Annotated in this window: 14 protein-coding genes; 9 read left to right on the plus strand and 5 right to left on the minus strand. The window is 65.9% G+C overall.

Going from position 1 to position 13,087, the window contains the following annotated elements:
* Positions 1–139: 139 nt before the first annotated feature.
* The 4 genes from Y88_RS14745 to Y88_RS14760 are packed head-to-tail and all read left to right on the plus strand — an operon-like array spanning position 140 to position 4,711.
* Positions 140–2,170: an FUSC family protein gene (locus Y88_RS14745; protein WP_018075807.1), complete on the plus strand. Its 2,031-nt coding sequence runs from the start codon at positions 140–142 to the stop codon at positions 2,168–2,170.
* Entirely contained in the window at positions 2,167–2,394 is a 228-nt protein-coding gene (locus tag Y88_RS14750) for a DUF1656 domain-containing protein (protein ID WP_008070669.1), read from the plus strand. Before Y88_RS14745 ends, Y88_RS14750 begins: the two co-directional genes overlap by 4 nt.
* Positions 2,391–3,290 (plus strand): efflux RND transporter periplasmic adaptor subunit, encoded by a 900-nt coding sequence (locus Y88_RS14755; RefSeq protein WP_008070670.1) that lies wholly within the window; start codon positions 2,391–2,393, stop codon positions 3,288–3,290. Before Y88_RS14750 ends, Y88_RS14755 begins: the two co-directional genes overlap by 4 nt.
* Positions 3,284–4,711, plus strand: coding sequence for an efflux transporter outer membrane subunit (locus Y88_RS14760; protein ID WP_008070671.1), 1,428 nt, complete (start codon positions 3,284–3,286; stop codon positions 4,709–4,711). Before Y88_RS14755 ends, Y88_RS14760 begins: the two co-directional genes overlap by 7 nt.
* A 46-nt stretch (positions 4,712–4,757) precedes the next feature.
* Here Y88_RS14760 and gatB read toward each other — a convergent pair whose 3' ends face one another.
* The 5 genes from gatB to rpsU all read right to left on the minus strand — a co-directional run bounded on the left by gatB (position 4,758) and on the right by rpsU (position 9,182).
* The gene (gene gatB / locus Y88_RS14765) at positions 4,758–6,251 is read right to left on the minus strand and encodes an Asp-tRNA(Asn)/Glu-tRNA(Gln) amidotransferase subunit GatB (protein ID WP_008070672.1); all 1,494 of its coding nucleotides are present in this window, start codon (positions 6,249–6,251) and stop codon (positions 4,758–4,760) included.
* Position 6,252: 1 nt separating this feature from the next.
* Positions 6,253–7,752 carry an Asp-tRNA(Asn)/Glu-tRNA(Gln) amidotransferase subunit GatA gene (gene gatA / locus Y88_RS14770; protein WP_008070673.1) on the minus strand — a complete coding sequence of 500 codons (1,500 nt, stop codon included), beginning with the start codon at positions 7,750–7,752 and terminating at the stop codon, positions 6,253–6,255.
* Positions 7,752–8,054, minus strand: a complete 303-nt coding sequence (gene gatC / locus Y88_RS14775) for an Asp-tRNA(Asn)/Glu-tRNA(Gln) amidotransferase subunit GatC (RefSeq protein ID WP_026166969.1) — start codon at positions 8,052–8,054, stop codon at positions 7,752–7,754. The genes gatA and gatC overlap by 1 nt, the downstream gene beginning before the upstream one ends.
* Before the next feature lie 168 nt (positions 8,055–8,222).
* A complete protein-coding gene (locus Y88_RS14780) occupies positions 8,223–8,792 on the minus strand; it encodes an FKBP-type peptidyl-prolyl cis-trans isomerase (RefSeq protein ID WP_008070683.1) in 570 nt (189 codons plus the stop codon).
* Between the two features lie 183 nt (positions 8,793–8,975).
* Positions 8,976–9,182, minus strand: coding sequence for a 30S ribosomal protein S21 (rpsU, locus tag Y88_RS14785; protein WP_008070684.1), 207 nt, complete (start codon positions 9,180–9,182; stop codon positions 8,976–8,978).
* A gap of 333 nt (positions 9,183–9,515) precedes the next feature.
* Between rpsU and Y88_RS14790 the strand changes: the two genes are divergently transcribed.
* The 5 genes from Y88_RS14790 to Y88_RS14810 are packed head-to-tail and all read left to right on the plus strand — an operon-like array spanning position 9,516 to position 13,067.
* Positions 9,516–10,826, plus strand: coding sequence for an RluA family pseudouridine synthase (locus Y88_RS14790; protein ID WP_008070686.1), 1,311 nt, complete (start codon positions 9,516–9,518; stop codon positions 10,824–10,826).
* A 36-nt stretch (positions 10,827–10,862) separates the two neighbouring features.
* A complete protein-coding gene (locus Y88_RS14795) occupies positions 10,863–11,459 on the plus strand; it encodes an FMN-binding negative transcriptional regulator (RefSeq protein WP_008070689.1) in 597 nt (198 codons plus the stop codon).
* An 11-nt stretch (positions 11,460–11,470) separates the two neighbouring features.
* Positions 11,471–12,136, plus strand: coding sequence for an HAD-IA family hydrolase (locus Y88_RS14800; RefSeq protein ID WP_008070690.1), 666 nt, complete (start codon positions 11,471–11,473; stop codon positions 12,134–12,136).
* Positions 12,133–12,363, plus strand: a complete 231-nt coding sequence (locus tag Y88_RS14805) for a hypothetical protein (RefSeq protein WP_008070692.1) — start codon at positions 12,133–12,135, stop codon at positions 12,361–12,363. Before Y88_RS14800 ends, Y88_RS14805 begins: the two co-directional genes overlap by 4 nt.
* Positions 12,360–13,067 (plus strand): ATP12 family chaperone protein, encoded by a 708-nt coding sequence (locus Y88_RS14810; RefSeq protein WP_008070693.1) that lies wholly within the window; start codon positions 12,360–12,362, stop codon positions 13,065–13,067. The genes Y88_RS14805 and Y88_RS14810 overlap by 4 nt, the downstream gene beginning before the upstream one ends.
* The last annotated feature ends 20 nt before the right edge of the window (positions 13,068–13,087 follow it).

Below are 13,087 nucleotides of genomic sequence, written 5' to 3' on the forward strand. Positions count from 1 at the left end.
CACTGGCAAATAAACGCAATATAATTCATCTATACCATAAATATTTTGATTTATGGAACAGGCCCAGCTTGGGTCTATGGGCGCTGCGCGTGCCGAAACACGGCACATTCCACCCCCTTTCCCGCCCGGTTTCACGCGCATGTGCCTGCGTTCCGCCCTGCCTCTCGTGCGCGCCGTCCTGCCCGATGGACGGCAGAGCCTCTTTGCGATCAGCAACCTGCTGGCCGCGATGCTGGGGCTGGTCATTGCGTTCGAGGCAAGCATGCCCCGCCCGTGGTTCGTCCTTCTGACCGTCTACGTCACGGCCCAGCCGATGAGCGGCGCGATCCGGCCCAAGGTCATGCACCGTCTGGCAGGTCTGGCGGTGGGCTCGGCAGTCACCATCCTGCTGGTTCCCAATCTTCAGAATTCGCCCGAATTGCTCGTCCTGTGCCTCGCCGCATGGTCGGGTCTGTGCGTCTATCTCGCCGTGCTCGACCGCAGCCCGCGCGCTACCCTGTTCCAGATGGCCGGGTTCGCCTCGACCGTCATCAGCTTCCCCTTCGTCAACGATCCGTCCGACATTTTCGACACCACGATCGACCGGGTCGAGGAAGCCGCGCTTGCCATCCTGTGCACGGTCGCCGTCCATACCCTGCTGCGCCCGTGGGATACCGAAGCCGCGCTGCGCCAGCGGGCGGCCTCGTTCCTGCGCCACGCCCGCCGCTGGGCCGGGCAAGTGCTGGGCGATCGACCCGACCGGCTGGAAAACGACTTGCGCCGCCAGCTTGCCGGCGATGTCACGGAACTGGGCATGATCGCCTTTCACTTGCCGCCCGGCGCCGGACGGGGGCGGATCGGCGCGGGCCAGGTCGCCAGCCTGCAACACGATCTGGCCGACCTCTTGCCCATCGCCGCCGACATTGCCGCACGCATCGACGACCTGCGCGCGACAGGGGTGATCCCATCTTCATGCGAGGATCTGGTCCGCGATGTCCGCGAGTGGATCGCGGCACCTGAACCAACAGCGGCTCCCGCCCTGCGCGCGCGTTGCGCTGCCTTTGCCCGCGAGGATCGCGCCGGATGGGAGGGCCTCCTCGCCTCGGGCATCGCCCTTCGCCTCGACCGCCTGATCGAAGTGCTCGCCCATGCGGGACGACAGGCGCAATTCCTGCCTCAGGATGCCCCGCCCGCCCCGGCCCCTGCCCTCCCCGGCGATCATGGCGTAGCGGCGCTTGCCGGGCTCGCCATGGCCAGCGCGATCCTCCTCTATTGCACGGTCTGGATCCTGCTTGCCTGGCCCAATGGCGCCACCATGGCCGCCTTTGCCGCGATCATCACCGGCTCTTTCGCGGCACAGGACGATCCCGCCCCGGCGATCGACCGCTATCTTGTCGCCACGCTCAAGACGTATCCGCTGTCGGCGTTCATCCTCTTCGTCGTGCTGCCGCGCATCGACGGATACGCCATGCTGATGCTGGCAATCGCGCCGCCCTTGCTGTGGATGGGCTATATCCAGGCCGACCCGCGCCGCAGCCCGCAAGCCCTGCCGATGTTTTCCTGCTTCATCGTCGCGCTCAACCTGCAACCGCGCTTTGCCAATGACTTTGCCGTGTTCGCCAACACCGCCTGCGCACAGCTTGCCGGGATCGTGACGACACTGGTCATCACGCGCCTGTTCCGTTCGGCGGGCGTCGTGTGGACGGCGCGGCGCCTCCTGCGCAGCAATGCCGCCGATCTCGCCGATCTGGCGGACCGGGGCCGTCCGCTGCGGATGGCGGCATGGACCGTCCACGCCCTCGACCGCATGGGACAGGTTGCCCAGCGCCTTGCCCTTGCCGCGCGCGGCGAACGGCTGGGAACCGCCGATGCGCTGCTCGACCTGAGAGTCGGTCCCCGCATCATCGGCCTGCGCCACGGGATCGGCGCCTTGCCCGCCCCTGTCGAAGCGCATCTGGGAAGAGTGCTGACGATCCTTCACGCATGGTATCGCCGCCGCAGCCGTCGTGGCCACGCCCAGACAGCGCCGTTCGCCTTGCGCATGGCCATTGATCGGGCGCTGCGCGCGATCGTCGCGCTGCCCACTCACGATGCGTACAGATCACAAGTCGCCAGCGATCTCGTCGGCCTGCGCTGCGCCCTCTTTCCCGCCGCTCCGCCGCCCGTTTTCGCACCGGACGTCCCGGCATGATCGAGGAAGTCGATCTCTTCGGCGTCTACATGCCCGCCGCTCTTGCCTGGGCCGTGCTCTCGGCTCTGGTGACGGCGCTGGTCAGGCCGCTGCTCCACTGGGCCCCGCTGCAACGGCTGGTGTGGCGACAGGGGCAGCTCGAACTCACCCTGTTTGCAGGCCTGTGGTGGACATTCGCCACACTGGCCGACGCCTCCTTTTCCCACGGACTCCTTACGCCATGACCACTCGCATCGCCCTGCTGCGCTGGCTCACCAGTGCGCTCATGATCCTCCTTGTCGGCGCGGCGGGCTATAGCCTGTGGGTCCGCTACCAAGTCGAACCGGTAACCCGCGACGGCAAGGTGCGCGCCGATACCGTGCCGATCGCCCCCGATGTCGCGGGCCTTGTCAGTGAAGTGCATGTCGTCGACAACCAGCCGGTCAAACGCGGCGACGTACTCTTCGTCATCGACCGTCCCCGCTATCGCCTGGCGCTCGAACAGGCCCAGGCCAATCTCATCGCCGAGCAAGTCGCCCTTGCCCAAGCCGAGCGCGAGGATCGGCGCAATCGCGCGATGCCCGATGTCGTCCCGGCCGAAACCATCGAACAGGGGGCGACCCGGGTCGAATCCCTGCACACCGCGCTGCGTCAGGCAACCAGCGCGGTCAATCTGGCCAGGCTCAATCTCGACCGCACCGCAGTCCGTGCCCCGGTCGACGGCACAGTGACCAATGTCAGCATGCAACCGGGTCAATGGCTGGCAGCCGGATCGCCGGGCCTCGCTCTCGTCTATGGTCATTCGCTGCGCATCGAGGGCTATTTCGAGGAAACCAAGCTGCCCGCAATCCGGGTCGGCGATCCGGCCAGTGTCTACCTGATGGGCGTTGCCGACGAGATCACCGGCCATGTCGACAGCATCGCGGGCGGGGTCGAGGACCGCGAACGCTCAGGCAATGCCGCGCAGCTTGCCAATGTGAACCCCAGCTTCACCTGGGTCCGGCTTGCCCAGCGCATTCCGGTGCGCGTCGCCATCGATCACTTGCCGCCGGGGGTACAGATCCTGCCCGGGCAGACCGCAACCGTGATCGTCCACCCGCGCAAGGACGGCCGCGTCACGCATCGGAGCTTCCCATGGTAAAGCCTGCTGCCCTTCTTGCCGGAGCGGGCCTCATCCTGCTCGGGGCCTGCGCCCGCGTCGGCCCGGACTACCACGTCCCGCCCACGGCCATGGTCAAGGCCCCCGCCGCACAAGGCCCCTTCGTTGCCGCAGGTCCCGGCACGCGGAACGATCCCCTGCCCGACCACTGGTGGCGCCTGTTCGACGACCCCCGGCTCGATACGCTGATCGAAACCGCCCTTGCCGCCAACACCGACTTGCGCGTGGCCGAGGCCAATCTCCAACGCACGCAAGCCCTGCTCCGCGACAGGGAAACCCGCCGCCAGGTCCAGGGCGGCTTTTCCGCCGAGACCGAATGGACCCAGCGTTCGGCCGAACAAGTGCTCAGCCACACGCAACCTTCCGAAAAGGAAACCTACGACCTCGGCCTGTCGGTCAGCTACGATCTCGACCTCTTCGGCGCCTTGCACCGGGGGATCGAAGCGGCCTCTGCCGACAGCGAAGCCGCGCAGGCGGCGCGCGATCTGGTCCGCGTCAATGTCGCCGCCGAAACCGCACGCGACTGGGCCGACTTGTGCAACGCCGGGCATCAGGCCGATGTCCTGCGCAGCGTGATCGCCAGGCAGGAAGCCGGACTTGCCCTCACGCGCGAGACGGTCCGCCATGGTCGCGCCGCGCCCTATGAAATCGAACGTCGCGAAAGCATGGTCGAAACGGCCCGCGCACGCCTGCCCGGACTGATCGCGGCCCAGCGCGAGGCCCTGTTTCGCCTGACGGCCATGACCGGCCGTCCTCCGGCGCAGGCTGATCCGTCGCTGCTGCGCTGCCACACGCCGCTCACACTCAAACAGGCGATCCCGGTCGGGGACGGACAAGCCCTGCTCGCGCGGCGGCCCGACATTCGCCTTGCCGAACGGCGCCTTGCGGCAACGACTGCCCGCATCGGGGTGGCAACCGCCGCGCTCTATCCCGACATTTCGCTGGGCGGCGCGATCGGTTCGACCGGGGCTGCCACCGACATGGTCTCGCCGCTCACCAATCGGTTTACGGTCGGGCCCTCGATCCACTGGACGCTCAACCGCAGCGGCGTGCGCGCCCGCATTGCCGCGACGCAGGCGCAAGGGGAAGCCGACCTTGCCGCGTTCGACGGCACGGTGCTCAAGGCCTTGCGCGAAGTGGAAGTGGCGCTGACCGCCTATGGCGCCGACATCGACCGCCAACGCGATCTGGCGCATGCCCGCGACGATGCACGCGACGTTGCCGCCCATCTCGGGACATTGCGCAAAGGGGGAAGGATCGGGGGCCTGCCCGCGGTCGAAGCCGATCGCGATGCGCTTTTGGCCGAAGAAGCCGTGGCAGCGGGACAAGCCACGCTCAATGCCGATCAGATGCGCCTGTTCCTGGCGCTCGGCGGCGGCTGGACCCGGCCTGCCGCATTATAAGAGCCTTGCCCCGGTGCCGACACGACACCGGGGCAAAGGATTCAAATCAGGCAAGCTTGTCCTTGAGCACCTGGTTCACCAGTTGCGGATTGCCCTTGCCCTGCATGGCTTTCATCGTCTGGCCGACGAAGAAGCCGAACAGCGCTTCCTTGCCGCCCTTGTACTGGGCGACCTTGTCCGCGTTGGCGGCAAGCACAGCATCGACGGCCGCTTCGATCGCACCGGTGTCGGTGGTCTGCTTGAGCCCTTCCCGCTCGACGATCGAACCCGGCGCGTCACCGGTTTCGAGCATCTTTTCGAGCACCTGCTTGGCGATCGAACCCGAAATCGTGCCGTCACCGACCAGAGCGAGCAGTTCCGCACCCGCTTCCGGGCTGACCGGGCTGTCTTCGAGATTCTTGCCCAGCTTGTTGAGCACGCCGAACAATTCGCTGGTCAGCCAGTTCGAAGCCTGACGCGCGACGTCGCTTTCGGACTTGCCCTGACGACGGGCGCTTTCGGCCAGCAGCTTCTCGAACCAGCGCGCGGTTTCGACTTCGGCAGTCAGGACCCCGGCGTTGTACGACGACAGGCCCAGCACCGTTTCATAGCGATGACGCTTGGCATCGGGCAGTTCGGGCAGGCTGGCGCGGCAGTCCTCAATGAACGCGTCGGTCAGTTCGAGCGGCAGCAGGTCCGGATCGGGGAAATAGCGATAGTCGTGCGCGTCTTCCTTGCTGCGCATCGACCGCGTCGTGCCGCTGTCGGGATCGAACAGGCGAGTTTCCTGCACGATCTTGCCGCCGCCTTCGAGCACGTCGACCTGACGGTTCGCCTCGTACTCGATCGCCTGCATGACGAAGCGGACCGAGTTGACATTCTTGGTCTCGGTACGCGTACCAAAGGGTTCGCCGGGACGACGCACAGAGACGTTGACGTCCGCGCGCATCGAACCCTGATCCATGTTGCCGTCGCACGAGCCGACATAGCGCAGGATCGTCCGCAGCTTCGACAGATAGGCACCCGCTTCGGCGGGGCTGCGCATGTCGGGACGGCTGACGATTTCCATCAGCGCCACGCCCGAACGGTTGAGGTCGACATAGCTCATCGTCGGGTGCTGATCGTGCATCAGCTTGCCCGCGTCCTGTTCGACGTGGATGCGCTCCACCCCGATGGTCTTGGTCTCGTCGGGCTTCTTTTCATCGACCGCGATTTCGACCGAGCCCTCGCCGACGAGCGGGTGATAGAGCTGGCTGATCTGGTAGCCCTGCGGCAAGTCGGCATAGAAGTAGTTCTTGCGGTCGAACCGCGACCACTTGTTGATCTGCGCGTTGATCGCGATCCCGGTCCGCACCGCCTGACGGATGCATTCGCGGTTCGGCACGGGCAACATGCCGGGCATGGCCGCGTCGATCAGGCTGACCTGGGTGTTCGGTTCGGCGCCGAACGCGGTCGCCGCGCCCGAAAAGAGCTTGGCCGAAGAGGTGACCTGGGCATGGACTTCCAGCCCGATCACCACTTCCCATTCGCCGGTAGCGCCCTGAATTCGATAGGCTGTCATCTTACCACCACTTTGCCGGCTTGGCGGAGAACCCGGCGCGACGTTCGATCGCGAGGCCGGCGTTCAGCACACCCTGTTCGTCGAAAGGCCGCCCGATGAGGTGCAGGCCGAGCGGCAGCCCGCCACGGTCGAGACCGGCGGGAACCGACATGGCCGGAAGCCCTGCAAGCGAAGCGGGAACCGAGAACACGTCGTTGAGGTACATTTCGAGCGGATCGGACGTCTTTTCGCCCAGCGCGAAAGCCGAGGTCGGCGCGGTGGGCGTCAGGATCACGTCCACTTCGTCGAAGGCGTTCATGAAGTCGCGCGAGATCAGCGTGCGAACCTTCTGCGCCTGGGTGTAATAGGCGTCGTAGAAACCCGCCGACAGCACGTAAGTACCGATCAGGATGCGGCGCTTGACCTCTGCCCCGAACCCGGCGGCGCGCGTCGCGGCGTACATTTCCTGAAGATTGGCACCCTCGGGCAGCTCGCGCAGACCATAGCGCACGCCGTCATAGCGCGCGAGATTGGACGAGGCTTCGGCCGGAGCGATGATGTAATAGGTCGGCAGCGCATACCGGGTGTGCGGCAGGTTGATGTCGACGATTTCAGCACCCGCATCCTTGAGCCAGGCGATCCCGTCGTCCCAGCTCTTGGCGACGTCGGCATTGAACCCGTCGATACGGTATTCGCGCGGAATGCCGATCTTGCGACCGCGCAGATCGTCCGACAGGTTCGCATCCCATTCGGGCACGGGCATGTCGAGGCTGGTCGAATCCTTTGGGTCGAACCCGGCCATGGCTTCGAGCATGATCGCACAATCGCGAACGTCGCGCGCCATCGGCCCGGCCTGATCGAGCGAGGACGCAAAGGCAACGATGCCCCAGCGGCTGCACCGGCCATAAGTCGGCTTGATCCCGGAAATGCCGGTAAACGCCGCAGGCTGGCGAATCGAACCGCCGGTGTCCGTGCCGGTTGCGGCAGCCGCAATCCGCGCGGCCACCGCCGACGAAGACCCGCCCGACGAACCGCCCGGGGCCAGCGGCGCGGTGTCGACGCTGCCGTCGGCGCCCGTACGCCGCCAGGGCGAGATCACGTTGCCGAACGCGCTGGTTTCATTCGACGAACCCATCGCGAACTGATCGAGGTTGAGCTTGCCCAGCATGCCCGCGCCCGCTTCCCACAGCTTGCGGGAAACGGTCGATTCGTACTGCGGCTCAAAGCCTTCGAGGATGTGGCTGGCTGCCGTCGTCTGCACGCCTTCGGTGGCGAACAGATCCTTCATGCCGATGGGAACGCCCGCCAGCTTGCCCAGTTCCTCGCCCGCCGCGCGGGCGCTGTCGACTTTCGCCGCCGCCGCCAGAGCATGATCGGGGGTGGTGACGATGAACGCGTTGAGCGCGGGATTGGCTTCGGCGACGGCGGCGTTGAAAGCCTGCGCCACTTCGGTCGCGGTAAAATCGCCCCGGACAACGCCGTCACGGATGGCGGCAATGCCGAATTCGGTCAGGTTGGTCATTATTCGATCACCTTGGGCACGCCGAAGAAGCCGTGTTCGGCAACCGGCGCATTGGCCAGAACCTTGTCGCGAATGTCGCCGCCGGTCAGCGGATCGGCATTCACCACGTCGTCGCGAAGACGCAGGGTATTGGGAATGACGGCCGTCATCGGTTCGATGCCGGTCACATCGACTTCGCCCAATTGTTCGACCCACGCGAGAATGCCGTTGAGTTCGGGCACCATGGCCTCAAGCTCGGCATCGGTGACCTTGAGACGGGCGAGCGAGGCGATTTTCGCCACGTCGGCGGGGGCTACGGACATGCCCTTGACCTTTCAAGAACGAACGAAGGAGAGCAGACCGCACGAACGGCCCGCCGGATACAACAATAGCCGCGCGCTATCACCGCACGCGGCCATCATCAAGCAGCAGACAGAAAGGCTGTGGGAGGACCTATGGCCCCCTTAACCCATCAGCCGTTCCTGAGCGAATCAGGGATGGGGCATTTCGGCCGGAGCCGCGCCATCGGGACCTGCCGCAGGAGCGCCCGCACCGGCACCGCGCATCTGCATTTCCATCTGGCGCATCATCGCGCGCTGACGCTCGATTTCCGCACCGTTCTTGAAATCGACCAGTTCGATGTCGAAGACGAGATCGCTGTTGGCCGGGATCGAGACTTCGCCGGTCATCTGGTTGTGCTTTTCCTCGCTGCCGTATGCCAGGCGCGAAGGAATGTAGACGTGGTACTTGCCACCCTTCTGCATCGTCTGCAGCGCGGTCGACAGGCCCGGAATGATGCCGGTCACGGGCGAGGCCATGTGGTCGCCGCGATCGAATTCCTTGCCGTTGGCAAGATGGCCGACATAGTTGAACAGGACATAATCGGTCTGCGCCGGATGAGCGCCGGTACCGGCCTTCACCGTGTCGATTTCAAGACCCTTTGCACGGGTAGCATAAGCGGTGGCACCCCCAAGCGCGACGGCGACAACGGCGCCGAGCCAGAGCTTGCCCAGAGAGCCCTTCGCCACAGGCTGCAGCGGAACGCGGGTGATTTCCGACATGATGACCCTTTCTATGGGTTTGATCTTGATTTCGACAGCGCGGCGATTCGCCCGACCGGAAGGCCGGAACAGCCGACCAGACAAGCGAAAGGGCGCCGCTATGGACGGCGCCCTCTTGGCCCAGCACGGGCTCTATCGCAAGGGGGCAGAAAGGAGGGGGATCACATCCCCTCCCCCACTCTCTTACTTCGCGCCGTCACGCTCGGCGCGCTTGCGCTCCAGCTTGCGGGCGCGACGGACAGCGGCAGCCTTTTCACGAGCGCGCTTTTCCGAGGGCTTTTCGTAGTGGCGACGCAGCTTCATCTCGCGATACACCCCCTCGCGCTGGAGCTTCTTCTTGAGAGCGCGGAGAGCCTGATCGACATTGTTATCGCGGACGAGAATCTGCATAAAAAGAACCACCTCACGAAATGACAGGCGAGAACCCCGTATGCCGCGCCAAGCCCGAGGGCTGCGCGATCCAAGGCGGGGGAGCACCCATGGAATTGCAAATAAAAAGAGGCCGAGTCCCGCAGCGGGAACCGGCTCCGTTCCCGGCCGGGTACCACTTTCACTCCCCCGAGGCAAGCACCACGGGCACAAACCGGCCCGAAAGCGGCAAAACCGGTTCCCACAAGCGATCCCGATGCTCTATGGACACCCCATGAACGTGTCGTTTTCCCTTTCCGCCCTTCCCTGTCCTCCAGCATCCCGACCGCTTTCCGCCCGGAAGGGAGAACAGGCATGAAGGGCCAAGACAGTTCCGACGCAGTACGCCAGTTCGTCGTCGGTCGCGACGATGACGGAGTCCGGCTCGACCGCTGGTTCAAGCGCCATTTGCCGCAAGTCGGCTTCGCCACCGTTTCGCGCTGGGCGCGGACCGGACAGATTCGCGTCGACGGCAAGCGCGCCGATGTCGACACCCGTCTCGTCCCCGGCCAGACCCTGCGCGTTCCGCCCGGCGGCACCCAGGCCCCGGGCAGCCGTGGCCCGCGCACGCGCAAGCCGCTGACCGAAGAGGAAATGGCGCTCGCCGAACGCATCGTCCTGACCCAGGACCGCGCGGCAATCGTGCTCAACAAGCCACCCGGCCTTGCCACGCAAGGCGGCAGCGGCACCCATTCCCATGTCGACGGGCTGCTCGACGCCTATGCGGGCGACAACGATCCGCGCCCACGCCTTGTCCACCGACTCGACAAGGACACCTCGGGCGTCCTCTTGATCGCGCGCACCCCGGGAAGCGCCGCCTATTTCTCGCGCCACTTCTCCGGCCGCTCGGCCAAGAAGATCTATTGGGCGCTGGTCATGGGCATTCCCGAGATCAACGACGGCTATATCGACCTGCCTCTTGCCAAGCAGCCGGGAACCGGCGGCGAAAAGATGATGGTCGATGAAAGCGGCGAAGGACAAACCGCCCGCACCCGCTATCGCGTGATCGATCGCGCGGGCAACCGTGCCGCCTGGGTCGAACTGCAACCGCTGACCGGGCGCACCCACCAGTTGCGCGTGCACATGGCCGCGATCGGCCACCCCATCGTCGGCGACGGCAAGTACGGCGGACAAGCCGCATTCCTGTCGGGTTCGATCAGCCGCAAGCTGCATCTCCATGCCCGGCGCCTCCTCATCCCCCATCCCGAAGGCGACACCATCGACGTCGTCGCGCCGCTGCCCGAACATTTCGCGGCCAGCCTTGCGCAACTGGGCTTCACCGAATCCGAAGGCGACCTGCCGCTCGAAAAGCCGCAGGTGATCGACCCCCGCGACGCGCAAAAGCGGGCCGCACGCGCCCATTCCAAGGATCTGCGCAAGGAACGCCGCGGCGAACGCCGCAAGCGCGGTGATTCGGGTAAAGAGTGGTCGGGCAAGGAACGCTCGGGCAAGCCGACCGGCAAACCGGGTGGAAAGCCGACTGGGAAGCCTGGCGCTGCCCCTGTGGGTAAGTCCGGGGGCAAGTTCGGGAAAGCCCCGGGGAAAACCGGTGGACGACCTGCGGGAAAACCGGCCGGAAAGCCGATGGCCAAAGGCCCCGCGCGCCCGCCCCGCCCATCCCGCTGATCACCCGCCCCTGATCGGCTAAACCAGACAGGCGTCATGCACCCCAATCCCGCCTTTCGCCTCGATGACCGCGACCTTTGCGTCGAAGTCATCGAGGAAGTCGGCTTCGGCATGGTCTTTGCAACCACGCCGGACGGACCGCGCGTCGCGCATACCCCGCTGCTGCATCGCGACGGGCGCATCGCCTTTCACCTCGCGCGGGGCAATGCCCTTACCCGGCATCTTGAAACGACGGGTGCACTCGTGGTCGTCAACGGGCCGGACGGCTACGTCTCGCCGCGCTGGTACGCCGACCCCGCACAAGTGCCGACGTGGAACTACGTTGCCATCGAATGCGAGGGATCGGTGCGCCGACTCGATCGCGCCGGGCTCGTCGAACTGCTCGCCGGGCTGTCGTCCCGCCACGAGGCACGACTCGACGGGGCCCCGTGGACGCTCGACAAAGTGCCCGAAACGACGCTCTCGCGCTTGCTCGATGCCATCGTCGGCTTCGAACTCGACGTCACGGCATGGCGCCCGACGTTCAAGCTTTCGCAGAACAAACCCGCCGACGAACGCGCCCGCGTGACGATGGGGCTGGAAACCACGGGCGCGGGCGGCATTGCCGCGCTGATGCGCGCGCTGGTGCCCTGAAGGAGAGAGCGATGTCCCTGCGCCTGGCCATATTCGACTGCGACGGCACTCTGGTGGACAGCCAGGCCGACATCGCCCTTGCCATGGAAGCGGCCTTTACCGACCGGGGCCTGCCCGCCCCGCCGCGAAACGAAATCCGCCGCATCGTCGGCCTGTCGTTGGGCGAAGCGATCCGCCAGCTGCATCCCGAAGGCGATGGGGCCCTGACCTCCGAACTCGTGCAGGCCTACAAGGACGCCTTTCGCGCCCGTCGCGAAGCGGGATCGGTTGGGGAACCGCTCTATGACGGTATCGCCGCGCTGATCGCGGACCTCGATGCGGCGGGATGGCTGCTCGGCGTTGCCACCGGCAAGAGCGACCGGGGCCTTGCGCATTGCCTTGAACGGCATGGGCTGACCGGACATTTCGTCACTTTGCAGACCGCCGACCGCCACCCTTCGAAACCCGACCCCTCGATGGTCGAAGCCTGCCTTGACGCCACCGGCGCCGACCGCGCGCAGACAGTGATGATCGGCGACACCGCCTACGACATGGCCATGGCCGTCAATGCCGGGGTCCGCGCGATCGGGGTCGACTGGGGCTATCACCACCCCGATGAACTGGTCGAAGCAGGCGCCGAGGCCGTCGCCGGATCGGTCCGCGAACTGCGCCTCCTGCTCAAAGGCATGGAAGATTGAGCCGCGACCCCGCCCTGCCCCGTTTCCTCGCCCTGCAGGCGATGCGTCTGGTCGGGGCGGTGGCAGCTTTGGCCGGAGTCGTGGTGCTGAGCGGCGGACAACCCGCTCTCGCCGGTATACCGGCACCGCTGGGCTATGGGCTCTTTGCCATCGGCGTGCTGCTGTTTTTTGCCGGGCCGGTCGGATTGGCCCGCAAATGGAAGAAATGGGGGAAAGGACCCGAATGAAACGTTTCTATCGCGATGCAAGCCTGGGCCGGGACGAACATGGTTTTCGCGTCCTGCTCGACGGGCGCGCGGTCAAGACCCAGGGTGGGCGTCCGCAAGCCCTGCCGACTTCGGCGCTGGGGGACGCACTGGTCGCCGAATGGGCCGATCAAGGCGAAGAGATCGACACGACTCGCTTTGCCTTTCGCGACATGGCCGACCATGCCCTCGACATCGTCGCGGCCGACCCGGCCGAGGCGATTGCAGGTCTCTTGCCTTATGCCGATACCGATACCCTGTGCTATCGCGCGGAACCAGACGAAGCGTTGGGGGAACGGCAGACCATCGTCTGGGAACCGATCGTTGCAACCAGTGAAGAGCGGTTCGGCGTTCGTTTTTCGCGCGTCGCCGGGGTGATCCACTTCCCCCACCCGCCCGAAACGCTGCAAACCCTGCGCGCCCATCTCGAAACACTCGATCCCTTCACTCTGGCAGCGCTCGTCAACCTGACCAGCCTTGCCGCGTCGCTGATCGTGGGGCTCGCCGCGATCGAGGACGGTGCCGATCTCGATGCCTTGTGGGATGCCGCCAGCCTCGAAGAAGACTGGCAGGCCGAACTCTGGGGCAAGGATGCCGAAGCGCAGGCCCGCCGCGACCGCCGTCGCGCCGCTTTCCTTGCCGCCGCACGCTTTGCCGCTCTGGCGCGGACGACGGAAACCGCCTGACCCCGGTTATACAGGCATAA

Origin of the sequence: Novosphingobium nitrogenifigens DSM 19370, from assembly GCF_000192575.1 — a bacterium.
In the GTDB taxonomy this organism is placed as follows: Bacteria; Pseudomonadota; Alphaproteobacteria; order Sphingomonadales; family Sphingomonadaceae; genus Novosphingobium; species Novosphingobium nitrogenifigens.

Excerpts from the sequence above, each read along its gene's own strand:
- Y88_RS14745 (WP_018075807.1), top strand. The coding sequence starts at position 140 with ATGTGCCTGCGTTCCGCCCTGCCTCTCGTGCGCGCCGTCCTGCCCGAT.
- Y88_RS14750 (WP_008070669.1), top strand. The coding sequence starts at position 2,167 with ATGATCGAGGAAGTCGATCTCTTCGGCGTCTACATGCCCGCCGCTCTT.
- Y88_RS14755 (WP_008070670.1), top strand. The coding sequence starts at position 2,391 with ATGACCACTCGCATCGCCCTGCTGCGCTGGCTCACCAGTGCGCTCATG.
- Y88_RS14760 (WP_008070671.1), top strand. The coding sequence starts at position 3,284 with ATGGTAAAGCCTGCTGCCCTTCTTGCCGGAGCGGGCCTCATCCTGCTC.
- gatB (WP_008070672.1), bottom strand. The coding sequence starts at position 6,251 with ATGACAGCCTATCGAATTCAGGGCGCTACCGGCGAATGGGAAGTGGTG.
- gatA (WP_008070673.1), bottom strand. The coding sequence starts at position 7,752 with ATGACCAACCTGACCGAATTCGGCATTGCCGCCATCCGTGACGGCGTT.
- gatC (WP_026166969.1), bottom strand. The coding sequence starts at position 8,054 with ATGTCCGTAGCCCCCGCCGACGTGGCGAAAATCGCCTCGCTCGCCCGT.
- Y88_RS14780 (WP_008070683.1), bottom strand. The coding sequence starts at position 8,792 with ATGTCGGAAATCACCCGCGTTCCGCTGCAGCCTGTGGCGAAGGGCTCT.
- rpsU (WP_008070684.1), bottom strand. The coding sequence starts at position 9,182 with ATGCAGATTCTCGTCCGCGATAACAATGTCGATCAGGCTCTCCGCGCT.
- Y88_RS14790 (WP_008070686.1), top strand. The coding sequence starts at position 9,516 with ATGAAGGGCCAAGACAGTTCCGACGCAGTACGCCAGTTCGTCGTCGGT.
- Y88_RS14795 (WP_008070689.1), top strand. The coding sequence starts at position 10,863 with ATGCACCCCAATCCCGCCTTTCGCCTCGATGACCGCGACCTTTGCGTC.
- Y88_RS14800 (WP_008070690.1), top strand. The coding sequence starts at position 11,471 with ATGTCCCTGCGCCTGGCCATATTCGACTGCGACGGCACTCTGGTGGAC.
- Y88_RS14810 (WP_008070693.1), top strand. The coding sequence starts at position 12,360 with ATGAAACGTTTCTATCGCGATGCAAGCCTGGGCCGGGACGAACATGGT.